The following is a 23,764-nucleotide window of genomic DNA, read 5'->3' as shown; positions in this document are numbered from 1 at the left end:
AGAGTCAGTGCAACGCACTCATTCACGCATCCACTGCACTCCGTTCATCTGCTGCCGATACCATTCCCAAATTGCCGGATCGGTAATATTCTTCCTTAGCCACTCGTCCAGGCTGAGCGTGTGGTAGTTCATGATTTACTGTTCAAGATTTAAATCTTTTTCTAAACTAAGATAATATAAAAAATATCCAGAAGTATCAGATATCATTGAGATTTTTTGCAGACAACTGTCAACTTTTTTATAACCATACGATCCAAATTTATCAACACATTTATTTACCTCAATTTTGCATTCTGCAGCTTTTGAAAAATCATTAGTTTTTTTGTAATTATTAAATTTATAAGAGTCATCACAAGCTTTATGTCCATATGAGCGTAATTTCCTATTTCTAGGGTCTTTTCTATTTGTTTGCTCAATTTCTTTTTTTTGAGCGTCTTCATCATCCTTTTTTTGTATTAGATATAACATGCACTCATGGCTTGAGGATTTTTCCCTATTTGTAACGCATTGCGCATAAGAAACACAGAAAAATTGATATTCTTGAGGATTGTCTTTAGCTAGGTAGGCAATTTTGTTATGGATAGCAAAAGGTTCTTTTCCTGTGTATGCTCCCATTGAATTCTTAGCATTAACAGAGCCACAAATGACTCCTTCTCCAAAATCTTTTACATCATGAAATTTTGCAGTATAAGGATCTTTAAGTAGATTTTTAACTGGATCTACATTTGGCTCAAAAATACCAAAAAAAGCCTGAGCCGGTAATGAAATTGACATAATCACCAGTGTTGTTGTAAATTTTTTAATCAAGTCACGCATTCTATTGCCTTTGTATTGAATTTTTATTTTTCTATAAAATTAAAAATACTCAGATTGGGCATGAACGACCCTGCCAACTATAAACGTACTCTCATCACACAAAACCCTTGGATAGCTTGCCTTATCCGGGTTGTCTGAGGAAAGGTACCACCCACCAAAATCTTTTATTAGTCTTTTGATTACTGGCTCGCCATGGTAGTTGAAAACATACAGCCCTTCGTTCTTCTTGCTTGTATCTTGGGTGTTAACAATAACGATTGACCCATCCGTGAGCGTAGGCTCCATGCTTTTGCCGTTTACAGAAATTGCATACAGGGCATCCGGATTGTAGTTTCTTCGCTGAAACCATGACTTCTTGAAATAAATTGGCTCATATTCATTCTCGTCCAGGTAGTTAACGGCAAACCCACTGATCCCGGCGGTTACTTTGATACAGACAAATTTAACAAAATCAAACTCATCGTTGTCAGCAAAAACAATTTCTTCTTTTTCATCCAAATCCAAAGACCCAAACCCAACCCCACAGGCTGCTTCTATTTTTCTGGCCGACCTTTCTGTCATGTTCCTTGAGTTCGGATTATCAGGATTGGCCAGCCACTGACCGATTTGAGAAAGAGATATTCCGGTCCTCTCAGAAAACAACTGCTGAGAGCCGTTATATTTTTCGTTAATTAAGGCCAGGAGGTTCTTATTTCGAATTGAGCGCATGTCTTTTTTCATGTCCATAATTTTAGCGTCTGCTAATTTCGCATTTGCTTGTAATTAATTTTCGCATGTGCTAAAGTTAAGTTATGAGAAATAGCACACCAACCCCAATTAAAAAACTCAGATGTTTTGCAAAAAGCAGGAAAGGCCTATTCAGTGAATTGGCCGGACATTTGCAAGTTTCTGAGTCGTATTTATCCCAGATGATCTCAGGATACCGTCCGGTCCCTCATGAGTTGGCGGTAATGATCGAGGTATTCTCAAAAGGCGAGGTCACAAGAATTGATTGCAGGCCGCACGATGGAACAAAGGTCTGGCCTGAACTCGCCAGCATACAAATCAATGAATAACCATGTCCTCACCTCCCTTCAGCAGTCGGTAAAAATGAGGCCTTCAATGAATAGTGCCTGCTTTGGCAATACATTCCCCATGCCAGTATCCATAAACCAGGCGATCAAAAAGCCCGGCTATATGCGCCTGCACTGGATCCTCAAAGATCTCATGCGCAATGCACATGGCCAGCTCCATCAGCTCTTCTGTTTTTTCAGCAGTAAGGGTTTTCATAATTTTCACTCCAAGAAAATTTCATTAACTACATTCTGCACCGATGCTCATTCATCGGCACGCAGATAATTTTGAACGAGGTTGAATATGTCCCTACAACATAAACACAACACCGTTGAACAGATCATAAGAAGCCGGCTGGGCAATCCAGCCACGCGTGACGAAATTGCTAATGCCGTGGGTTGGAAAGACCCCAGCAGTAGCAGTTCCCGCGTATTGTCAGGCCAGCAGGGCATCCAGCTGCGTGACATGAATTCATTGCTGGCAGCTTGCGGTCTTGTTCTGGTAGACCCTAAATATCTTGACTGGCTGAAATATGGCGCTCAACTGGGCGCTAATTGCTGGTGCGAGCGAAACAACATGGCGGGCGCATGCTCAGGAGGTATTGAGTGTTAAAAAAACAGCCAGGCCGTCCGCTGGGGCCAATAGCAGAGTCGATACTTGAACTATTGGCTTCTCAGTATCCTTTAAGTGCAAGAGAAATTGCATATCAATTGCAGTTGAATGTAAATGCAGCAGAAATAACCTGCACCCGTCTGGTGTCTAGAGGCCGACTTCGTGTAGTAAAAAAAACACGAATTAAAGGTGCGAATAAGCCTGTTTCTAAATACGCACTTGTCCGTCAAATTTCAAACCAAACAACATTCTCTACTACTTATTTCAGGATCTAACAATGCAACGCTATGATTTCAAAGAAGTGGCTCAAATAGCCCTTGGGCAGTCTTTATCCCTTGTTTCAGCCTGGCTTCCCGCTGGCCGGAAAATAAATAGTGAATGGCAGTGCGGCAGCCTGAATGGGGAAGAAGGCAGTTCATTCAGTGTCAATCTGAAAACAGGAATCTGGTCTGATTTCGCTACCGGTGAAAAGGGCGGCGATCTGGTCAGCCTGTATGCCGCTATATACACGAATAACAATCAGGGCAAGGCCGTAAAGGAGCTGGCAGAGCAATTGCGTATTAATCCCGTTTTTACCAATGCAATTGAAAAAACATCCAATATAGAGCCCAGCAAAAGCCCATGGGTACCCGTTCTTCCGGTACCAGAAAACGCTTCCCCTGCGCCAGTGGCGCATATTAAACGGGGCAGGCCAGATGTGGCCTGGGCATACAAAGATCAGCAGGGCCGTCTTTTGGGTTACGTACACAGGTTTACAAAATCAGACGGCAGTAAAGAAATTGCCCCTTTAGTGTATGCCCGTGATTCCAGTAGCACCAGCGGAGACCGGTTTGCATGGCGTTGGATGCATTTTCCAGCGCCACGCCCACTCTATGCCTTGGAACACCTTGGCAATGAAAAGCCTGTACTGATTGTTGAGGGTGAAAAATGCGTGGATGCTGCCCGAAGTCAGCCTGAAATAATTGAACGCTTTGATGTGGTTAGCTGGTCTGGTGGCAGTAATGCAGTGGCTAAGGCCGATTGGGCGCCAATTAATGGCCGTAATGTGTTGATTTGGCCAGACACTGATTCAATCCAGAATCGGGAAAAAACGGGTTACTTGCCGTTTGAAAAACAGCCAGGCATTAAAGCAGCGCTTCAGATTGAAGAAATACTTTCAGCCCAGGGGTGCAATGTGGTCTTTGTCAAGATTGAACAGCCAGGTGTTGTTAAGCCTGGCTGGGATATCGCCGATGCTATTGATGAAGGCTTAATTGCCCAATCGCTTATTGATTGGATTAATGAAAGAAAAACCGATAAAAACGGCTTGATTGGCCAGCCTGGAAATACTGAGGGCGCTCAACCAGCGCAAAATGATACTGCACCCGCGAAAGCCGCAAAAGGGGGGAAGACCCCTTCCAGAGCTCCCGCAGAAGGGTGGTATAACTTGCTGTTGCAAGATGAACGGTATCGTTATGAGGATTGCCGGGAAAACGTTGCTATTTGCATTGAAAATCATCCGGCGCTTAAAGGTTGCCTGGCATTCAATGATTTCACGGCAAGGGTAATGCGTGTAAAGCCAACGCCATGGAATGCCGAACTGGGTGAATGGACTGATAATGATGATCTTGAACTATCCAATTTTTTAGCACAGCATGGTCCAGTTATTTTTAAATCACTGGCTAATATTGGTCACGCGGTCCAAATGGTGGCCTATAGAAACAAATTCCACCCCTTGCAGAATTATTTGAACTCGCTTGAATGGGATGGCATGGACAGGACATCAACCTGGCTGACAGATCTATTGGGGGTGCCTGATAGTGACTATTCAAGGTTAGTGGGCAAGTTATGGCTTAGGCAGGCGGTTAGCAGGGCCATGAAGCCCGGCAGCAAGGCTGATTACGTACTGATTCTTGAGGGCTTGCAGGGAATTCAAAAATCCAGTGCATTGCGCGCGTTGGGTGGTGAGTATTTTTCAGATGCGCCACTAGACTTGAACAGTAAAGATGTATACCAGGCCATTAATGGCGTCTGGATTTATGAGATTGCCGAGCTGGATGCTTTCAACAGAACTGAGGCTACACGGATTAAAGCATTCATTACTCAGCCAGTTGACCGGTACCGCCTTCCCTATGAAAAACGAATGATCGACCAGCGCAGGCATGTTGTTTTTGCCGGCACCACCAATAATTACGAATATCACAAGGACACAACGGGGAACCGACGGTTCTGGTCTGTGCGGTGCTCAAAAATACAGCTGGACGCCCTTAGGGAGGTAAGGGGCCAACTTTTTGCGCAAGCCTTGCATGAGGTAAGGGCAGGCGAACCAATCTATCCAACACGAGAACAGGAACTGAACTTAATCCAGCCAGAACAGGAAATGAGAGAGATTGTCGATGCCTGGCAGCAGATCATTGAAAGATGGCTGGAAGAGCCTGATAACCGCCGCAAGGAGCGCGTAACGGTTAGTGAAATACTGCACAATGCAATAGGCATGGATTCAGCCAGAATTAACCCTACGCGTCAATCTGAGACCAAGGTTGGATCCATCATGCATAAGCTGGGCTGGATTAAGAAACGGGAAACCAGTGGTAAGCAGCGGTCGTATTACTACCAGCGGCCAGCCAGGCAAGAGAGGACCGCATGACATAAATTTCCCTTAACCCCTCTTATATACCCGTGATTACACCGTATTTAATACGGTGCGGGATACTTTGTGCTTTAAATTTTTTTAATGATAACCAACCAGCAAATCAGGTAAGACATGATAAAAACCTTAAAAATCAATAGCATGGCTAACGTCCAACCTTGTCGAGCCATTTTCTCACATGCGCACGTATGCGTGTGTGTGCGTGAGCGTGCACCCGCCTGCGCACCCGCGCATATGCGGGCATGTGTACATGACGTCAGACATGTAGGTCATGCTGTTTAAATTATTGATTATTAAACGTATTTTTTTGTCTTACAGTTGTCCAGTTTTTTTAAGGTAGGTCTCAATGAACAGAAATCAATATATCGATGCAAGACTGCAGGATTGGGCACAATGGAAATGCAGTGGAGGCATAGGTGCGTATCGCGGCATTGATTTTTCAAAAGAATATAACAATGGCGCTTTTATTGACTACACGGCAGACCAGGAGGATGCCTGCCTTGAAATGGATATGGCCATTGCCTGCCTGCCCCTTGATCTTAAGCGCACAGTGGTGGCAGTGTACACCTGGGACGGTGGCCTGGATGTTGTGGTGGCTAAGCTGAGGATTACCCGGCAAACCATTCACAGGCGTCTTTGTCATGCTGATCTGCGTATTGATGACTTCTTAATTTCCAGACGTGAGCGTGAAAAACAAATCCTCGCCAACTGCTGATAAACAATTTTGCAAGTTATACATGATCGGGTATATTGTGATACGTTCAGGCGGTTGTTGCGACAGCCTGGGCAGCAGTAGGGACAGGCCCGGATCATTTGGAGTGATTCGGGCCATTTTTGTGTCCACATGAAGCCAGTTCTTAAACGGGTGGGTTTGTTGCGAAAAGGAATGGGTATGTTAAAGAAAGTGAGTGGCTATACCGGGCCAAGTGAGTTTAATCCCAGTGATACGCAAAAAATTGTAATTACGGTACCAGGTGTACTCCGTAGGAACGAATACGAAACACTGCGAGAACGTCTGGACGTTGTATTCCCTGATCAAAAAGTCTTAGTTTTTGAGGGAGGCATGAGTATTGCGACTCTGCCGGAAATTCATGCGCTTGATCGTGTTTCAGATAAGTTAGACAGATTGATTGAAGCAATCAATCTCAGTAAAGGATTTGAAAGTAGCAAAGTTGAACCTGGACTCTCTTCAAAAACAACAGAAGAATGAAGCTACAAACAAAGAAACCTCGTATTGCCAGGCATAAACCAACCGTTACATTTGCACCGGCAGAAAAGAAGCGTCTAACTGGTCGTAGGTTGCAAGACAGGCGGTTGAGGATCTGGACAAAAGATGGCCAATGCGCCATGTGTGGCAGGTTTACTTTGTTCCCGAATGGATTTGAGCTGGATCACCGGGTACCGCTGCATCAAGGCGGTGAGGATGTTGAGGAAAATTGTCAGATTTTGTGCAATGGACCTGATGGATGCCACGATAAAAAAACAAGAATGGATGGCGGATACAAACCCAGGCGATATTGAGCGCAATGGGGGGGTGGTCAAAATATTGAGATCGCGCTCCACTGGAAACCAGCTGTATTCCCACGCGTAGAAAATATCCTCTTTAACGGATTTTGTTAAGTTTGTTTGTTAAGTAACTATGAGTTGAATTTATGTCGTTAACCAATCAGCAACGATTATATGCCGAAGCCAGATTTGCAGGCTTCAGTAAAAAAGACGCTGCGTTGGCTGCCGGCTGCCCAGATAAAACAGCCTCGCAGGCTGGGTCTCGGTTAGAGAAACATCCAAATGTTGTTGCTCACCTGGCAAGATTGAAGTCAATTGAATCTGATTCCAATCCAGCTGCCGGCCGTGATGCTTTACCAGCTGGCGTCAATCCTTCAGATGCGTTTTATGATGATCCAATGGATCTGTTGAAATCTGAGATGAATAATCCAGCTTTGGATCCAAAAACACGAATTCAGGCAGCTACCGCGCTGTTGCCTTATCTTCATCAGAAAATGGGTGAAAGCGGCAAAAAGGATAAGGTAGAAGATGCCGCGCGCGATGTTGTCAATGGCAGGTTCAAAATGGCTGCACCTCCTCAGCTGGCATTGATTAAATGAACGTTGAATGGACAACCACTTGCGTTGATTGGGAGTCACGCCTTAAAAGCCGTCTTCCAATTATTCCGAAGCCGATATTTCCAGAGAAAGCCCAAGAGGCCCTGGATGTATTCAAGGCGCTTCGTGTGGTGGATTTACCAGGCAAACCCACCTTTGGCGAATGTTCGGATCAGTGGGTTTTTGATTTTGTGGGTGCTATCTTTGGCGGTTGCGATCCGGAAACCGGCAATCAGATGATCCGTGAATACGGGCTGTTGATTTCCAAAAAAAATACAAAATCAACTATCGCTGCTGGAATAATGTTGACAGCAGTTATTTTGTGCTGGCGCGAAGATGAAGAGCACCTGATTCTGGCCCCAACAAAGGAAGTTGCTGACAACAGCTTCCGGCCTGCGGCTGGCATGGTAAGGGCTGATCCAGAGTTGTCGGCTTTATTCCATGTGCAGGATCATATTCGGACCATCACGCACCGCGTTTCAAAATCCAGCTTAAAGGTGGTGGCCGCAGAAACAGATACTGTTGGTGGTAAAAAATCTGGTCGGATATTGGTTGATGAGTTATGGCTTTTTGGCAAACAACCCAGAGCACAGGCCATGTTTATGGAGGCCACCGGCGGGTTGGCATCGAGGCCTGAAGGCTGGGTTATTTATCTGACTACGCAATCAGATGAACCGCCTGCAGGCGTTTTCAAGGAAAAGCTGAACTATTGGCGTGAAGTTCGTGACGGTAATGTGCACGACTCGCGGACACTGGGCATTTTGTATGAATTTCCGCAGGACATGATTGCCAGTAAGGCATATCTTAAGCCAGAAAATTTTTATATCACAAACCCAAATCTGGGTAGATCGGTAAGCCAGGCGTGGTTGAAAGACCAGCTTAACCGGTTCAAAGGCAATACTGATGGATCATTCCAGCAGTTTTTGGCCAAGCATCTGAATATTGAGATTGGTTTGAGTCTACGTTCAGACCGTTGGCCAGGCGCTGATTTCTGGGAGCAGCAGGGCTCAAGAAAAGGGCTTACGCTGGATGCGTTGATTGAGCGCTCGGAAGTAGTCACCGTAGGTATTGATGGTGGCGGTTTGGATGACTTGCTTGGCCTAGCGATAATAGGTCGTGACAAGGAAACCCGTGAATGGATGCTATGGACGCATGCCTGGGCCCATCCATCTGTTTTGGAGCGAAGGAAGGCGGAAGCACCACGTTTTCATGATTTTGCCAGGGATGGTGATTTAACAATTGTTGATCATATTGGGCAAGATGCCCAGGCGGTTGGCAGGATTGTGGCTCAAGTTTATCGAAGCGGTCTTTTAGATAAAGTGGGTGTAGACCCGGTTGGTATTGCCGCATTTATTGACTCCATTATTGCAGAGGATGTGCCTCAGGATGTCATTGTGGCTATTTCGCAGGGCTATAAACTGGGTGGGGCAATCAAGGCTATGGAGCGAAAACTGGCTGAAGGCGGGATTGTTCATGGTGGCCAGGCAATGATGGCCTGGTGTGTGGGTAATGCGAAGGTGGAACCAAGGGGAAATTCAATTCTTATTACAAAACAGGCCAGTGGCTCAGCAAAGATTGACCCTTTGATGGCCGCTTTTAACGCTGTGGAATTGATGGCAGATAATCCAGCTGCAAAAGGTGGCATGAACGATTATTTGGAACATGGTTTTTTTGGATTGATTGGATAACACATGGCATTTCGTTGGTATAACCCTTTATCGTGGCGGATGTTTGGCTATAACGATCCGGTAAGCGGAAATTATGTTGAGCTGTCAGTTGGCGGAAAGGGCACTAATGCGGGTGTCACAATTACACCAGATAATGCTATTACGATCCCAATGGTTTGGTCGTGCATTAAGATTTTGAGTGAAACGGTATCAGGGCTGCCTCTTAAGCTGTATGAAGATGTGGGTGGAGACCGTTCACTGGTAAGCAAAGAAAAGCCAGCTGACAGGAGGCAGTTACGGTTATTAGGCAAGCCCAATCCCGTGATTACACGGTTGAATTTTCTTAAAGCTATGGTTGTGAATATGGCTTTATGTGGCAATGGATTTGCCATGATCCAGCGTAATTCATCGGGTGAATGGATTGGTACTATACCGGTATCAGTTGAGTCCGTAGATGTTGACCAGAGTGATGAGGGTATCGGACTTATTTACTATGTGAATATTCAGGGTGCCCGCATACCGGTCTCACCTGAAAACATGCTGCATTTCAAGCTTTTCAGTAAAGACGGGATTATTGGGCTGTCTCCGGTTGAAGCAATGGCTGAAACCATGGGGTCAGCTAAGGCCGCACAAGACTGGTCATCACGATTCATGCGTAAAGGCGGCTTTACCGGTGGATACGTGGTTTACAAAGACTTCCTGACCAAAGAACAACAAAAACAAATTATGGCCAAGTTTCCTGACGTAAGGGCGGGTGATACGGAAAGTATCGGGAAAATGGGCATCCTGCAGGGAGGGCCAACCATTATCCCTGCTGGTCTTAGCCAAAAAGACAGCCAGTTTATTGAGTCTCGGCAGTTTTCAGAAGAGGAACTGGCCGGCATCTGGGGGGTACCCCTTTTTCTGGCCAATCGTGCCAGTAAGACATCCATTATGGGATCCAACCTTGAACAACAGGTAGGTGGATTCGTCAAGTTTGGTGTCAAGCCATACCTGGATGCTATTGAGGACGAATTCAACGAAAAAATTTTTGGTGGAACGAACCGTTTTGTGGAATTTGTCGTTGAGGGTATTTTGCGTGGGGATTCAGCAGCGCGGGCATCCTATTATCAGTCTGCCTTGGGCGGTTCAGGTGGTTCTGGCTGGATGTCTATTGATGAAGTTCGGGAAAAAGAAAATTTACCACCGTTGGGTGGCGATTATGGCCGCGTGACGCGGTGGGAGATGCAATCCAATGTTGACTAAATACGAAGCACCTTTTGAGGTGAAATCAGTTGATGAAACAGGCAGTTTTGAGGGCTATGTTTCAGTTTTTAATAATATTGACCTTGGTGATGACGTAATTATTCCCGGGGCATTCACAAGAATAAAAACCACAAGGGCCGGCAAATTAAAGCTGGCCCTTTTTCATGACTTGACAAAGTTGATTGGCGCTGCCGATTTTCAACAAGATGATCATGGCCTATACCTGAAGGGAAAGATCAACCTGAACGTTAGCTATGCTCGCGACGCTTATGAATTGATGAAAGATGGCACATTGGACTCCATGTCAATTGGATTCAACCTAATCGACTATGACATGGAAACCAGAAATGGCAGGAAAATCCGTGTCATCAAGGAAGCGGAACTTTGGGAAGGGTCTATTGTGCCATTTGGCATGAACCCGGAAGCACAGGTACTAAGTGTCAAGTCAGATATACGAATTTTTGAAAGTGCCTTGCGTGAGCGCATGGGCCTATCACAAAAAGAGGCAGCGGCAGTTGCTTCAATCGGCTATCCAGCATTGCACCGCGATGGTGTCAAGATGGACACGGAGACCGTGGAAGAGCTGAAGAATCTTGAAAATATCATCAAATCTATTTTTGGAGAGTCTAAATGACTGATCAAATCAAAGCAATGCGAGAGAGCATTGAAGCCGAGCTTAAAAAAGGCTTTACCGACCTGCAACAAAAGTACGATAACGTATCAGAAGCCTTGGCCAAGGGTGAAGCAATCACAGCGGAAATGAAGGGCACCATTGAAAACCAGAAAGGTGAACTTCAAAAAGCCATTGACAAGGTTCAGGAGCTGGAAGAAAAAGGGATCCGTTTACAAATGCCAGGTGGCGTTAAAAAAGGTTTTATTGATCTGGTGAAATCCAATGCCGATTATCAGTCTATGACCTCACGTAAACAGGACAAGGCTGAAATTGAAATTACCAAGTCCGATATGCTTTCCATGATGGAAACCAAGGTCACCAGCGCTGGCATTGTGGCACCTGTTTATGATCCGGTAATCCAGGACAAGCCACGTGAAGAGCTTAAAATTAGGGACTTGATTCCATCGATCCCGGTTAACCAAGGAAACAGTTTCAGTTTCTTTGCCGAGTTATTGCATACCCATGGTGCAGCGCCTGTTGCTGAGGGTGCCGCAAAACCAAGCAGCAGTGTAACCTTTGAACAAAAAACGGATACGGTCAAGAAACTGGCTGTCTGGATGCCTATCACAGAAGAAGCAGAACAGGATGTGCCTCAATTGTGGGGTTATATTCAGGAATTGTTACGATATGACCTTAAATTGGAAGAAGAAACCCAGATTCTGAAGGGTGTGGGTACCGGCAATAACCTGAATGGCGTCATGACCCAGGCAACCACATATGATTCTGGATTGGCCAAGTCCGGTGATACTGATATTGATACGGTCCGTCGTGCAATTTATCAGGTCCGTAAACAGTCTAAACGTTCGGCCGATGCGGTCGTGATGCCTGAGCTGAACTGGATGAATATTGAGCTGCAGAAAGACACCACGAACCGATACTTGTTTGCCAATCTTCAAGGTCTCGTTACCCCAATCCTGTGGGGCCGTCCCGTTGTTACATCTGACTCCATGGATGAGGGAGATGGTACTACCACCGGCGGAGAGTTTCTGGTTGGTTCTTTTGCCCAGGGTGCACGAATTTATGACCGAATGGCGTTTACCGTTAAGGTTGGCATGATTAATGATGACTTTATTAAAAATCAACGTGTTCTGCTAGTGGAAGAGCGTCTGGGTCTGGCCGTTCGTCGTCCTTATGCTTTTGTGAAGGGTACTTTCTCGGTATAAAAAAAGGGGCTTTTGCCCCTTTTTGAGACATATCATCATATTTTGGAGAAATCATGAAAGTTAAGGTAATTTGGGGTTTCGTTGATCAGGCTGCTCATCATCGTGCAGGTGATGTGCTGGAGGTAAGCCAGCAAGCCGGGCATGATTTGATTGGTCGTGGTTTGGCTGTTGAACTTGTTGATGAGGCACAGGAAATCCCTAAGTCGACCAAGCCAGCAGTTCCTAAAGAGACGAAATGATTGATCTTGCATTAGTCAAACAGCAACTTAGGGTGCAGCATGACATTGAAGATGACTTATTGAGCAGTTATCTGCAGTCAGCTATTGCGCACGTTGAGCAGCATTGTGACCGAAAAATAGTTGAGACCCCGGCCAGTGAAGCTGAAATGGCTATGACGCCGGACGTTACACAGGCCATTCTATTACTGGTCGGCCATTGGTATGCCAATCGTGAAGCGGTGGTCATAGGTGCTGTACCTTCTGCTATTCAGCTGGGTGTTGATCGACTTTTGTGGTATAGGAAGCGTTTCTGATGCGTGCCGGGTCTTTGGATACACTTATTGAATTGTGGCATTCAACGTTGATTGCTGACAGTTTCGGGCAGCCGGTTGCCCACTGGCTCAAACTGGCTGATTTGTGGGCAAATGTCCGGTTTTTGAATGGCCGTGAATTTATTACGGCTGATAAAGAAACTGCTGAGACGAAAGTAAGTTTCAGGATTCGCGATTACCCGGTAACCCAGCAAATGCAGATTAGGTTGGATGGCAAGATTTATGAAATTTCTGCCGTCCTTCCTGCTGTTCGAAAAGGCTATATGGATTTGGCGGCTAAGGAAATTGTATGAGCACCCTTAAGATTGAATTGGCCGGTGACCTGAAAAAGCAGTTGGAACAGTTTGCAAAAGACCTGCAGGGTGAGGTGTTGACCAGTGCGGTTGCTGCCGGCGCAAAGGTTTTATATGACGAGTTGCAGGTAAGAGTACCGGTTGATGATGGGCAGCTGAAAAGTGCTGTTTATCGTTATATGGACCGGGAAACTGAGAAGCAGCCAAATAGGACGTATTTTGTGGGCGTCAACATGGCAAAGGCACCGCATTGGTGGCTGGTTGAATATGGCCATATGCAATCTTTTCAGGTGATTAAAACAAAAAATAAAGGCTGGATAACACTAAAAAAAAGACCATTGCCTGTCCCTCGTTTTGTTCCTGGCAAACCATACTTACGTCCTACTGCTGATGCAAAACTGGCTGAAGCACTGGACGTTATAAAAAAACGTTTTGGGCAGAAAATTCAGGAGGTTTCTAAATGATTGAGCCGCAAATCGTTTCGATAATTTCTTCTTTGGTAGCGGGTCGTGTTTATCCAGATACTGCCCCTTCTAAAGCCGAACTACCTTATGTTTTATATCTACAGGTTGGGGGGAAGGCTGTTAATGTACTTGAGGCCAAACCAATGAATAAGAAAAATGCCCGGTTTCAGATCATGGTTTGGGCAAAAACGCGTTCTGAATCAACCACTCTGATCCGTTCTATAGAAGACAGGTTGGTTACCGAATTACGTGCTTATGTTGAAGGAGCATCAGTTTCGGAATATGACTTTGACTCTGGTCTGTATGGATCCAGACAGGATTTCAGTTTTTGGTTTTAAGTGGTTGTTTCCGCTTTAAAAGCGGTTTTTTTTTATATTTGCGTCCTGGTGGGCGCTTTTTTTTCGTCCATTAAAAGGAAAATGATATGGCAGTTTCGCTTCCTAACGGCGCATTAATCGCCGTAGCGTCAGGTTATGACGCAGTGCAAGAAATTACAGCATTAACTAACGCAAGCCCCAGTGCTTTCACGACTTCTGCGGCCCATAATTTGGCTGATGGAGATATTGTTGAGGTTACATCGGGTTGGTCTCGGCTGACCAACAAGGTTGTCCGTGTAGATAATGTCAGCGCCAGCTCCGGTGACTTGGAAAACATTGATACGACTAAAACGGGTATCTATCCGGCGGGTGGTGGTGCTGGCTCATTGCGCAAGATCACCGGCTGGACGCAACTGTCTCAAATTTTATCGTCCACATCAACGGGCGGTGAACAGCAGTTTTTGGAATACCAGTTTTTGGAAGCTGATGCACAAAAACGGATTCCAACCTTCAAAACCGCGGCTGGCCTGACGTTTTCAGTCGCTGACGATGACACTTTGCCGGGTTACCAACTGATTTCACAGGCTAACGATGATCGTTTGCCCAGGGCTGTTCGTATCACACTGCCGTCTGGCGCCATCTTGCTGTACAACGCCTATATTTCATTAAATAAAACGCCTTCCTTGACCATTAACGAATTGATGGCCAATGAAGTGACGCTTTCACTGCTGGCAGAGCCCGTTCGTTACGGTTCTTAATTTCATCTTGGCCGTTTCATTACGGCCATTTTTATTGGATTGATATGTCAAAAATCAAATTTAAGCTGGTTCCTGATCCTACCTTTGAGTGGCCTGTACCTATTCCGGTGGCAGGAGCAAAGCCGGTGCCAGTGACGTTTGTTTTCAAGCATCGTGACCGTGCCGCTTACAAGGCTTTCATTGAAAGCCTAAGTGAAATGGACGATGAAGCCATTTTTAAATCATTGGTGGTGGGATGGGAGCTTGATGACGAGTTCAATGATGAAAACATCACCAAACTGCTTCAAAACTACCATGGTGCAGCCCGTGCCATTCTTGATGAATATATCAAGGAGCAAGGCGCATTAAGGGATCTTCAGCTGGGAAAGTAGGTGCAGAGCTGTATAAGTCTGGCCCTGATCCACAGGAGTTGGCCGCGTTTGGTTTGACGCCAGACGATATGCTGGTAGAGGTTGAAATTTGGCCGGATTTTGTGGCTTCGGTCAATTTGTTTTACTCATTGCGAACGCAGTGGCGAATGGGCTCTGCGGGTGCTATTGGGCTGGATTACAACGTCCTGTACATGAAAATGGATCGTATGAACTTGACGCAGGAACAGTATGAGCAGCTTGAATATGACATCAGGGTGCTGGAAATAGCGGCATTAAAAGAGATTAACAAAAAGGATTGAAATGACAGGAACTATTGCCAGTGGATCGATACGCATTGATGGTGATGTATCAGACGTCAGCGCCAAGATCAATACTGTTAATAAATCTATTGATAATCTGGGCAAGACCGCAAAAAAAGCAGGTGCTGAGGCCAGTGCCGGTTTGAATAAAATAGGAGCTGGCGGTAGCCTGGCCAGGGCTGAACGTCAAACCAATTCCTTAAAGAATGCCATTGAGCGAGCCACTGCAGCAGCTAAGGCTGGGGGTAAGGGAACTGCCGATTATTACCGCGCTCTGGCCAATGCCCGGGGTGTGGACAGTGCTGCCTTAGAACCATATATACGTAATTTGGAGTTGGCGCAGAAAAAAGCATCTGGATTGACGAATGCCTTCAGTACTGCCGGTGTAGCGATAAAAGGCTACATAGCGGCATTAGGTGTTCGCGATATCATCAGAATGTCTGATGGTTATACGCAATTTACCGCCCAGCTTAAGCTGGCAACACGTGGTACCCAGGAGTATGCAACAGCGTATAAAGATGTTAAGCGAATTGCGACTGAGGCCCAGGCTGATTTGAGTGCGGTGGGTATTTTATATGCACGTATTGCTACCGGTACCAGGGAATTGGGTATTAGTCAACAAAGGGTTGCTGATATTAATGAGGTTGTAAACCTGTCCCTGAAAGTGTCTGGGGCGACAGCTGAAGAGTCGGCCAGTGCCACATTGCAATTGTCTCAGGCGTTTGCTTCCGGTGCCTTAAGGGGGGAAGAATTTAATGCTGTTAATGAGGCAGCCCCCCGGTTGATGAAAGCGTTGGCTGATGGAATGGGGGTTGCTCAGGGATCTTTAAAAGATTTGGCATCGAATGGGCAAATTACATCCGAAGTGATGGCCAATGTATTGCCTAAAGCCCTTGAGCAACTGCGAAAAGAAGCAAAGTCTATTGAAACCATTGGTGGCTCCTTTGTTCTTTTGAAAAATGAAATCTTTGAACTGGTTGGTGCTGGGGCAGAGGTTAGTGGATTCTCAAGGGCAGTTAGCGGTGGTCTAAAACTGATTGCAAATAATTTAACAACGGTGGCCAGCATTATTGGTACGTTGGCTTTGGCTAAATTTGTTTCGTCGTTGGCTACCATGGCTACAGGGCTAAGAGCGGTAGCGGCTGGAGCAAAGGCAGCTGGGATTGCGTTGCATGCCTCATTGGGTCCTATTGGATTAATCACGTCAGGTTTAGGTTTGGCCACTGTTGCTGTGATGGCTTATGCCCGGTCATCAAAAACCGCAGCAGATCAAAATGTGATTGACCTGTCCAAAATGAAAATGGGTGTGGAGGAACTGGTTGAAGAATACCGTAAATTGAATGAGCTGCAACGGGAACAGTTTATAAATGTAAAGATTGAGGATTTGGATAGCGCAAAGCAAGATGTTCAAAAGTCTGTTCAAGACATGGTTGATGCATTTGAACCGTCGATGGCCAAAGGAGCAAAGGGAGCTGCCAAATTTCGGGCAGAGTTCTCAAAAGAGCTTTCCGGTATTGTGGCTGATACAGGTAAAACCCAGCAGGATCTTGTTCAGGCCATTGGTGATTTGGTGAATAAATATGCACCTTTGGGTAAGGTGTCAGCAGACTACAGGGCCGAAATGGTCGCCTTGGCTGGAAAGATTGTAGAAAATAAAGGTAATGTAAACACCCTGTCAAATGAACTAGAGTCGCTTAAAAAAGTAACCCAAGAAGTAACTGCGGCGTCTTCTGAATTGGCCAATATCCAGCCGCCAGCAGGCATGGAGAAATGGGATGAGTATCTTGCCAGCCTGACAGCCGCACGGGACATGATCGGCATGAATGCCCGTGAGCTTGGGGAGTTTAAGGCAGCTCAGGCGGGGGCCAATGATATTCAAAAAGAAATGGCCGGTATTGTTTCAGCTGAGGCTGTTGAATATACGAATTTACAGAATGCCATAAAAGATAAACAGAAAGATGCGGCCAATGCAGCCATTGAAAACATTCGTAACCTTGATCTGGAAAGGCAGCGGGTAGCCTTGCTGGCCCAGCAAATGGCAAGTGTCATGGCGGCTGCCAGGGCTTTTGCGCAAGGCAATGTTTCTGCTGATGTACAGGCCGGTGTGTATGCCAGCATTAATGAGGCATATGCCACATATTCAGCCACTGGTTTGTCGGTATCTCCTGAAACCGAAAAGCAGATTGCCCGGATTCAGAAAAACACGGTACCTGGAGTAAAAAACAGCAAAAAAAGCGGTGGTGGTGGGACTAAATCAGATCCAGCGGGCGACTACATCAAGCAGCTGAATGAACAGATTGCCCTGATCGGTAAACAGACTGAATACGAAAAGGCCTTGGCCAACATTCAACTTGGCAAATATGGCTCGTTAAATCAATACCAGCGTGATGATATTCTGGGTAAGGCGCAGGCGCTGGATTTGATTAAAGAAGCGTATGAAGAAACTGAAAAATACCAGGCGTTTATTGAAGAGATCACCGGTGAGGCCCGATTAAAAGAGCATGAACAGCAGATCCAGTGGCTTACAAAGGCCTGGAATGAGGGTCGTATTGGTGCCGAGGATTATAAGAAGTACGTTGATGAGCTGACGGCCGAGTACAACGAGTCGTTTATTGAAATGTCCGAGTTTGCCAAAGAGGCAAGCGCGAATATTCAAAATCAGTTGGGCGATACGCTTGAAAAGGCCTTGTCCGGAAACATGGACAGCATTCTTGATGACTGGCTCAAGCTGTTGCAAAAAATGGTGGCCCAGGCTATTGCCACGGATTTAAATCAGGCTTTATTCGGTAAAGGTGTTACTGGTAGCGGTGATTTGCTGGGCGGGTTGCTTGGTGGCATCGGCAGCCTGTTCGGCGGCTCTGCACTGGGCGGGGCATCAGCATCCAGCCCATACATGCCGGCCGGCGGCTGGGGCACATTTACCGGTGCAGGTTCATTTTTCGCTGATGGTGGTTACACAGGACCAGGCGGAAAGTATGATCCTGCCGGCATTGTTCACCGGGGCGAAGTAGTTTGGTCACAAGATGATGTGCGCAGGCATGGGGGGGTTTCAAGGGTCGAAGCAATGCGGTTACGCGGCTATTCATCGGGTGGCGTTGTGGGTGGTGGTCCGGCTGCTCCGGCCAAACAACAACCGGTGATCCAGCAAACATTCAACATCACAACTCCCGACGCGGATTCATTCCGCAAATCCCAGTCTCAAATTGAGCGGAGCATGATGATTTCCGCTAACCGACAGATGGCCAGAGCATGAGTGATTTTCATAATGTACGTTTGCCTGCGTGTGTGCTGACGGGCGCCACGGGTGGGCCCGGCTTTAAAACCACGATTATCACGGCTTCCTCTGGCCAAGAGTACCGGAATCAGGACTGGCAAAAAGCACGTGGCAAGTGGGATGTCGGGTACCGGAACCGGCATGAAGAAGTGCGGGCCATTATTGATTTCTTCTACGCAAGACGGGGCAGGGCCTATGGTTTCCGGTTCAAGGACTGGTCCGATTACCAGGTGGACAACGTGATCGGCATGACGGATGGTGTTCAGCGGGCATACCAGGCTATCAAGATTTATCAGTCAGGTTCACATCAATACCATCGCAAACTAACCCGTCTAGTTGCCGGTTTTAAAGTTTTTGTGGGTGATGTTTCAGTGGCCGAAGCGGTCAATCTGGATACCGGTGTTATCACCTTGCCAGCCTGGCCAGCACCCGAGGATCCACCGGTGCCACACGTACCGCAGCCGATACGGATTGTGGGTGAGTTTGATGTACCGGTGCGCTTTGATGTAGATGAACTGCCGCTTTTGATGCACACCCGTGATGTGTCGGAAATCGGTAGCGTTCCAGTGGTGGAGATTCGAGATGGTAACTAGGCAGCAATTGGTTGATGAAGCCAGAACATGGCTGGACGTGCCCTGGCGGCACCTTGGCCGTAATCGTGCCGGCATTGATTGTGTTGGGCTGGGGGTTGAAGTGCTGAAGTCGCTGGACCTGCCCTGGCATGATGTGCCTTCTTACAGTAGCACGCCTCATGCCGGACTGATTGCGCATATCAAGCAGGTTTGTGACCCGATCAAGATTACCGATATCCAGCCGGGTGATGTGCTGGTTTTCCGTACCGCGCATTATCCGTTTCATGTAGGCATGGTCAGTGAGAAATACGGCAAGTTGCATGTGATTCACGCTACAGCAGCCCGCCGGAAAGTGGTTGAAGAGCCTTTTGCACATGAGCTGGTGGGCAACGTGACACACGCATTCCGGATCCGGGGGATTGAATGAAAGCGATCAGTACAAAAATGAAGCAGCATATTGGCCAACAGGTCAGTACGCTGGCCACCTGTTGGCTGATCGTCCGCAGGGATGGTACCCGACACACGATTACCGACAGTGATGAGTCGATTGTGTTTGGTGGGGAAACGTATGTATCCCGGCTTGGCTTTAACAGGTCTGCATTGGAATCCAAAAACAACCTTGAGGTTTCAAATCTGGAAGTTTTTGGGGTGATTGATGATGCCATCATCTCGGTCGAGGATATCGAGGCTGGACGGCTGGATTACGCTGAGATGGAAGTCTTTCTGGTGAACTGGGCAGATCCTGATGGCTATGGAAAAATACCGGTTCGCAGCGGTACGTTCGGTGAGGTGCGATTGACGGATTCAGGCATGTTTGTAGCCGAATTGCGTGGAAATACACAGCCGTACAGCCAGGTGCTGGGTGAAATTTATACACCAGAGTGCCGGGCCACATTTGGGGATCACCGTTGCAAGGTGGATGTTACCCAGCACCAGATGACGGGTACTGTGGTATCTGCGGCATCGAGAGCACAATTTGAAGTGGATGTCGTGGTGCCAGCCGAGTTTAACGAGGGAATTTGTGTTTTTCAGACAGGCAGGAATGCCGGCAAGACGTGTGAGATTTCCCGCATGCAAGATATGGTCATGACGCTGAAGTTTGCTGCTCCGCTGCCGATTGAGGCGGGTGATACGTTTTTGCTGACCAAGGGCTGTGACAAAAGGACAGAAACGTGCAAGGGCCGGTATTCCAATATTATCAATTTCAGGGGTGAGCCGTTCTTGCCTGGGCAAAAAGTGTTTTCACCGGTGAGGGTTGACTAATGGCTGCAGTTGGACGGTTAGCGCTGGCCGTTGTCGGCTATGCGGTGGGTGGGCCGCTGGGTGGTATGGTTGGTTCGGTCCTGGGTGGCCTGCTGTTCCCGCAAGAAATACCAGATCAGCATGGCCCCAAGCTTAGCGACACATCAATCACGAATTCAAGCTACGGCATTGGCATCCCCAAAGTTTGGGGCACCTACAAGGTTTCTGGCAACGTGATCTGGGCAGGACCGGTTACCGAGCATAAGGAATCTACTGAAATCGGCAAAGGCGGTGGGCCAGAGTACCACGAGTACACCTATACCCAGTCGTTTGCGCTGGCGCTTTGTGAGGGGCCTATCAAGCGGGTAACGAAAATCCTGTTTGATAACAAGCTGGTTTACGATGCGACCGGTGATACGGTTAATGCGGGGGTTCATTTCCGGTTTTATAAGGGAGATGAAGACCAGTTGCCAGACAGTTTGATTGAGCAACATGAAGGTGCTGGCAATGTGCCGGCATTCCGTGGCCTGGCTTATCTGGTGTTTGATGAACTGGATATTACCAATTATGGCCGGATACCCACGATTGAAGTGCATGTTCAGGATGCGGGTGAGGATGCGTCGATTATCAAGCCGGTTGTCGATACGTACTACTATTTTCGTAACAACATGATTGTTGATATGCACAGGGGTGTTGCTTATGCGGATATGGCTGATTCTGTGCGGATTTACGATGTTGATACCCGGGAGTTACGGGCGGAGATTAATAAGTCTAGTGTCGGTATCAAGGGTGAGATTGTTGCAGCAGGAAATGGGCTTGTTGTTGAGTATTGGTATATTACTTACGCACTAGGCAAGTGTTATCTTGTCTTGCGGGATGGCAGTACGATGATGCCTGTACCTCGTACAGAGCAAATTTATATCGGAAACATGAGCAAAGGAATGTTTCCCGACAACATTGAGTTTTTTTATTGGCTGGATCCAGAAACTGGCATAGATCATATGATTTGTGCATTTTCTGGCGGCGCTTTAGTCAGTAGTTCGTGGAGCTCTTTTTATAATTTTATTGATCAGGAACGAAGCTGGGATGTGAATGACCTAAGCAATGGGCCTTTAATTACTTGCTATGCTGGAAGTGGCCAGTTATACATCGCTTACGGTGCTAAATATGAAGATCATACTTTATGCATACAGCGCATGAGTTGGAATCACAAGCGGGCGCATGATCAATATCCGATAAAAATAGATGTACGAGAAATTGACCCCTTGTTGCCACCATTAGTTCGAAGTCAAGGCGGTAATGCTGGTGTAGATACGGTTATCAATGAAATCTACGCAGACCCGAATGACGGCAACGCTATTATTGTGCTGGGTCGGTCGTACATGATTAAAGTGGATGTCGAATCCGGTGATATCATTTGGTCATTCAAAGGACGCAAAAATCCAAGCTACAGCATGGGCCGAATCGGAAAGGGCAGTGATTTGTCGGCTGGCAGAGTGCTAATGCTGGGCGACAAGCAATACGTATTGGATACCCGAACCGGGGCTGTAGTTTATGAAGCAGCCAGTGGTGTGACCTCCGCTGTCTATAACAGCAAAACCAACGGATCCTTTATTACCGATGCTCTGTTGGGTAGCCAAAGAAAAAACCAGGCTGAATACTACCAGCGGGCACCGGATGTATTAATACCCATTGAAAGAGTACTGGAAACCCTGCGGACAGACTCCAAGGCCAAGCCGTTTGATTATACCGATGTCAAAGACTGCCAGATCCGAGGCTACATGCGGGCCAGCCCGACAACAGGGCGTTCCATGATTGACCCGCTGGCTACGATGTTCAGCATTGATTTTGTGGACGAGAGCAACAAAATCAGGCTTAAAAGACGTGGCTCTGCAGCGGTTAAAACGGTTGAAAAACCGGAAATGGTGGTTGTTGATAATGAGACGGGTGCAGTTCTGCAAACCACCAGAACGCAGGAAATTGAGCTGCCCTATGTCGTATCGGTCACCTATGCGGACTATGGCCGTGATCTTGAACAGTCAACCTATCACGCGGCCCGTTATGCAGGCAATGTCGAATACTCGGCGACCGACAGCAGAAACAGGGTCACGCTTGAAGCAGCCATGGCGATTGACGGCAATATTGTCAAACAACGGGCAGACACGATGCTACGTGAGTACTGGAATGGCCGTGATCTGCATACATTGAAATTGCCACGGCCAATGCTGGATCTGGAAACTGGCGATGTCATTACCCTTTCAATTCCCGGGCGAGTGCCGCAGGATGTCAGGATTGAAGAAATTAGCATCGGTGCCGATATCTCAATCGAAGTCAAGGCAATTAGCCAGGATTCCAGCCAGTATACCAGCATCGTGCCGGCCGAAGCTGGCAGCGGCTTTATCAAACAAACCATACCATCACCCAACGAACTGTTGGAACGGCTGTATCTGCTGCCAGTGCCATTGCTGCTGGATTCAAACGATACCGGCCGTGATCGTTCAATGCTGTATTACGCGGTTGGTGCTTATCACGAGCGTTGGCGCATTGGCATTTTGGAGTACAGCAGAGACGGGATATACGAGAAAGTAGCCGATATTGGCGGCGCTACGACTCACGGGGCAATCGTTTCCGAAATTCCCGCGGCTAGTGCTGATACATGCTTTGCGACTGATGATGTGCTGAAAATTAAGGTTCGGTTGATTCTCGGTATCCTCAACAGCGTTACCCAGGAGCAGATGCTTAACGGTGCCAATGCGGCCGTAGTCGTGCATAGCGACAACCGGGCAGAAGTGCTGCAATTCAGGGATGCCGAACTGGGGGAGGATGGTATATACACACTGTCCGGCATTTTACGAGGGCGCAGGGGTACAGATCACTGGGCTCGCAATTATGTTGCTCCAGCCGGTGCCAGCTTTGTACTGCTGAACACAAAAACAGCAGGTGGTGTATTTGTACCACTGGCTGATCTGGGCAAAACACGGGTATACCGGGCATCAGAAGCCAAGCAGGACAGAGCGACTGGCGATGTTCGTTCTATCGTAGCCGCTGGCTATGATTTGATGCCGTATGCTCCGGTACATGTTCGTGCTGAGGGAGAGCAGGACGCAGATTGGGTGTTTACCTGGGTTAGGCGTACCCGGCTTGGCGGAGAGCTGGCCAGTGGAACAGGGGCTGTACCGTTGCATGAGGATGTCGAAAAATATGCAGTCGATATTTACCTGAATGGTGTTTTAACCAGAACGCTGGAATCTGACGCTCCAAATGCTGCTTACACGGTTGCCATGCAAATTGAGGACGGATATCAGCATACCGACATCGGGGAAATTCTTGTCTATCAACTATCAGCACAGGTTGGTCGCGGCTTTGCGTCAGATCGTCTGAAATTTAGTGGCATTGCGCTTGATGTTTCAAAGCTGGATGTAATCAGCATAATGCCTACGGATCCACAGCAGGAAGTGGCACAGCTTAGTGTTGTGGCAATGCACAGCCTGGAGCCAGCATTGGATTTTGCCCAGCTGGGTGTGATTGTGCTGCATGAAGAGCAGCCTAAGCCGAATATGGATATTTCACAATTGGGCGGCGTGGTGCTGGGCGGTGGCGGAACGGCAACGATGGATATTTCACAATTGGGCGGCGTGGTGCTGCATGAAACGGAGTTTTAATT

The 23,764-nt window shown here is 47.2% G+C and carries 28 protein-coding genes; 25 read left to right on the top strand and 3 right to left on the bottom strand.

Annotated elements, in window-relative coordinates:
* Window positions 1-135 precede the first annotated feature (135 nt).
* Together HCX92_RS09115 and HCX92_RS09110 are read right to left on the bottom strand one after the other, a co-directional pair.
* Window positions 136-816, bottom strand: a complete 681-nt coding sequence (locus HCX92_RS09115) for a hypothetical protein (RefSeq protein WP_169294630.1) — start codon at window positions 814-816, stop codon at window positions 136-138.
* Between the two features lie 39 nt (window positions 817-855).
* The gene (locus HCX92_RS09110; protein WP_169294629.1) at window positions 856-1,542 is read right to left on the bottom strand and encodes a helix-turn-helix transcriptional regulator; all 687 of its coding nucleotides are present in this window, start codon (window positions 1,540-1,542) and stop codon (window positions 856-858) included.
* 65 nt (window positions 1,543-1,607) lie between these two features.
* Here HCX92_RS09110 and HCX92_RS15055 point away from each other — a divergent pair, with 65 nt between their 5' ends.
* Complete coding sequence (locus tag HCX92_RS15055) at window positions 1,608-1,871, top strand: YdaS family helix-turn-helix protein (protein WP_169294628.1); 264 nt, start codon at window positions 1,608-1,610, stop codon at window positions 1,869-1,871.
* 43 nt (window positions 1,872-1,914) lie between these two features.
* Here HCX92_RS15055 and HCX92_RS09100 read toward each other — a convergent pair whose 3' ends face one another.
* Window positions 1,915-2,085: a hypothetical protein gene (locus HCX92_RS09100; protein WP_169294627.1), complete on the bottom strand. Its 171-nt coding sequence runs from the start codon at window positions 2,083-2,085 to the stop codon at window positions 1,915-1,917.
* An 87-nt stretch (window positions 2,086-2,172) separates the two neighbouring features.
* Between HCX92_RS09100 and HCX92_RS09095 the strand changes: the two genes are divergently transcribed.
* The 24 genes from HCX92_RS09095 to HCX92_RS08980 all read left to right on the top strand — a co-directional run bounded on the left by HCX92_RS09095 (window position 2,173) and on the right by HCX92_RS08980 (window position 23,762).
* Complete coding sequence (locus HCX92_RS09095; protein ID WP_169294626.1) at window positions 2,173-2,481, top strand: hypothetical protein; 309 nt, start codon at window positions 2,173-2,175, stop codon at window positions 2,479-2,481.
* Window positions 2,475-2,756: a hypothetical protein gene (locus HCX92_RS09090; protein WP_169294625.1), complete on the top strand. Its 282-nt coding sequence runs from the start codon at window positions 2,475-2,477 to the stop codon at window positions 2,754-2,756. Before HCX92_RS09095 ends, HCX92_RS09090 begins: the two co-directional genes overlap by 7 nt.
* A gap of 2 nt (window positions 2,757-2,758) precedes the next feature.
* Window positions 2,759-5,107: a VapE domain-containing protein gene (locus HCX92_RS09085; protein WP_169294624.1), complete on the top strand. Its 2,349-nt coding sequence runs from the start codon at window positions 2,759-2,761 to the stop codon at window positions 5,105-5,107.
* Window positions 5,108-5,456: 349 nt separating this feature from the next.
* Entirely contained in the window at window positions 5,457-5,825 is a 369-nt protein-coding gene (locus HCX92_RS09080; protein WP_169294623.1) for a hypothetical protein, read from the top strand.
* Window positions 5,826-6,002: 177 nt separating this feature from the next.
* Window positions 6,003-6,320 (top strand): hypothetical protein, encoded by a 318-nt coding sequence (locus HCX92_RS09075; RefSeq protein ID WP_169294622.1) that lies wholly within the window; start codon window positions 6,003-6,005, stop codon window positions 6,318-6,320.
* The gene (locus HCX92_RS15050) at window positions 6,317-6,631 is read left to right on the top strand and encodes an HNH endonuclease signature motif containing protein (RefSeq protein WP_169294621.1); all 315 of its coding nucleotides are present in this window, start codon (window positions 6,317-6,319) and stop codon (window positions 6,629-6,631) included. The genes HCX92_RS09075 and HCX92_RS15050 overlap by 4 nt, the downstream gene beginning before the upstream one ends.
* 131 nt (window positions 6,632-6,762) lie before the next feature.
* Entirely contained in the window at window positions 6,763-7,215 is a 453-nt protein-coding gene (locus HCX92_RS09065) for a terminase small subunit (RefSeq protein WP_169294620.1), read from the top strand.
* A complete protein-coding gene (locus HCX92_RS09060; protein WP_169294619.1) occupies window positions 7,212-8,900 on the top strand; it encodes a terminase large subunit in 1,689 nt (562 codons plus the stop codon). Before HCX92_RS09065 ends, HCX92_RS09060 begins: the two co-directional genes overlap by 4 nt.
* A 3-nt stretch (window positions 8,901-8,903) precedes the next feature.
* Complete coding sequence (locus HCX92_RS09055) at window positions 8,904-10,124, top strand: phage portal protein (protein ID WP_169294618.1); 1,221 nt, start codon at window positions 8,904-8,906, stop codon at window positions 10,122-10,124.
* Entirely contained in the window at window positions 10,114-10,758 is a 645-nt protein-coding gene (locus HCX92_RS09050) for an HK97 family phage prohead protease (RefSeq protein ID WP_169294617.1), read from the top strand. The genes HCX92_RS09055 and HCX92_RS09050 overlap by 11 nt, the downstream gene beginning before the upstream one ends.
* Window positions 10,755-11,960: a phage major capsid protein gene (locus HCX92_RS09045; RefSeq protein ID WP_169294616.1), complete on the top strand. Its 1,206-nt coding sequence runs from the start codon at window positions 10,755-10,757 to the stop codon at window positions 11,958-11,960. The genes HCX92_RS09050 and HCX92_RS09045 overlap by 4 nt, the downstream gene beginning before the upstream one ends.
* Window positions 11,961-12,013: 53 nt before the next feature.
* A complete protein-coding gene (locus HCX92_RS09040; protein ID WP_169294615.1) occupies window positions 12,014-12,199 on the top strand; it encodes a hypothetical protein in 186 nt (61 codons plus the stop codon).
* The gene (locus HCX92_RS09035) at window positions 12,196-12,492 is read left to right on the top strand and encodes a head-tail connector protein (RefSeq protein WP_169294614.1); all 297 of its coding nucleotides are present in this window, start codon (window positions 12,196-12,198) and stop codon (window positions 12,490-12,492) included. Before HCX92_RS09040 ends, HCX92_RS09035 begins: the two co-directional genes overlap by 4 nt.
* A gap of 14 nt (window positions 12,493-12,506) precedes the next feature.
* Window positions 12,507-12,803, top strand: coding sequence for a phage head closure protein (locus HCX92_RS09030; RefSeq protein ID WP_211182329.1), 297 nt, complete (start codon window positions 12,507-12,509; stop codon window positions 12,801-12,803).
* A 17-nt stretch (window positions 12,804-12,820) separates the two neighbouring features.
* On the top strand, window positions 12,821-13,267 hold the full coding sequence (locus HCX92_RS09025; RefSeq protein ID WP_169294612.1) for an HK97 gp10 family phage protein: 447 nt from the start codon (window positions 12,821-12,823) through the stop codon (window positions 13,265-13,267).
* Window positions 13,264-13,605: a DUF3168 domain-containing protein gene (locus tag HCX92_RS09020; protein WP_169294611.1), complete on the top strand. Its 342-nt coding sequence runs from the start codon at window positions 13,264-13,266 to the stop codon at window positions 13,603-13,605. Before HCX92_RS09025 ends, HCX92_RS09020 begins: the two co-directional genes overlap by 4 nt.
* An 86-nt stretch (window positions 13,606-13,691) precedes the next feature.
* Entirely contained in the window at window positions 13,692-14,342 is a 651-nt protein-coding gene (locus tag HCX92_RS09015; RefSeq protein ID WP_169294610.1) for a phage tail protein, read from the top strand.
* 44 nt (window positions 14,343-14,386) lie between these two features.
* On the top strand, window positions 14,387-14,713 hold the full coding sequence (locus tag HCX92_RS09010) for a phage tail assembly chaperone (protein WP_169294609.1): 327 nt from the start codon (window positions 14,387-14,389) through the stop codon (window positions 14,711-14,713).
* 53 nt (window positions 14,714-14,766) lie between these two features.
* Window positions 14,767-15,012 (top strand): DUF1799 domain-containing protein, encoded by a 246-nt coding sequence (locus HCX92_RS09005; protein WP_169294608.1) that lies wholly within the window; start codon window positions 14,767-14,769, stop codon window positions 15,010-15,012.
* 1 nt (window position 15,013) lies between these two features.
* The gene (locus HCX92_RS09000; protein WP_169294607.1) at window positions 15,014-18,265 is read left to right on the top strand and encodes a tape measure protein; all 3,252 of its coding nucleotides are present in this window, start codon (window positions 15,014-15,016) and stop codon (window positions 18,263-18,265) included.
* Entirely contained in the window at window positions 18,262-18,879 is a 618-nt protein-coding gene (locus tag HCX92_RS08995) for a DUF2460 domain-containing protein (RefSeq protein WP_169294606.1), read from the top strand. Before HCX92_RS09000 ends, HCX92_RS08995 begins: the two co-directional genes overlap by 4 nt.
* Window positions 18,869-19,285: a C40 family peptidase gene (locus HCX92_RS08990; protein WP_169294605.1), complete on the top strand. Its 417-nt coding sequence runs from the start codon at window positions 18,869-18,871 to the stop codon at window positions 19,283-19,285. The genes HCX92_RS08995 and HCX92_RS08990 overlap by 11 nt, the downstream gene beginning before the upstream one ends.
* The gene (locus HCX92_RS08985) at window positions 19,282-20,121 is read left to right on the top strand and encodes a DUF2163 domain-containing protein (RefSeq protein WP_169294604.1); all 840 of its coding nucleotides are present in this window, start codon (window positions 19,282-19,284) and stop codon (window positions 20,119-20,121) included. Before HCX92_RS08990 ends, HCX92_RS08985 begins: the two co-directional genes overlap by 4 nt.
* Complete coding sequence (locus HCX92_RS08980) at window positions 20,121-23,762, top strand: phage tail protein (protein ID WP_169294603.1); 3,642 nt, start codon at window positions 20,121-20,123, stop codon at window positions 23,760-23,762. The genes HCX92_RS08985 and HCX92_RS08980 overlap by 1 nt, the downstream gene beginning before the upstream one ends.
* The last annotated feature ends 2 nt before the right edge of the window (window positions 23,763-23,764 follow it).

This window comes from Advenella sp. EE-W14, assembly GCF_012923605.1.
GTDB lineage: Bacteria > Pseudomonadota > Gammaproteobacteria > Burkholderiales > Burkholderiaceae_B > Advenella > Advenella alkanexedens.
Note: the sequence above shows the minus strand (reverse complement) of the source record. Positions and strands in the feature narration are given on the sequence as shown.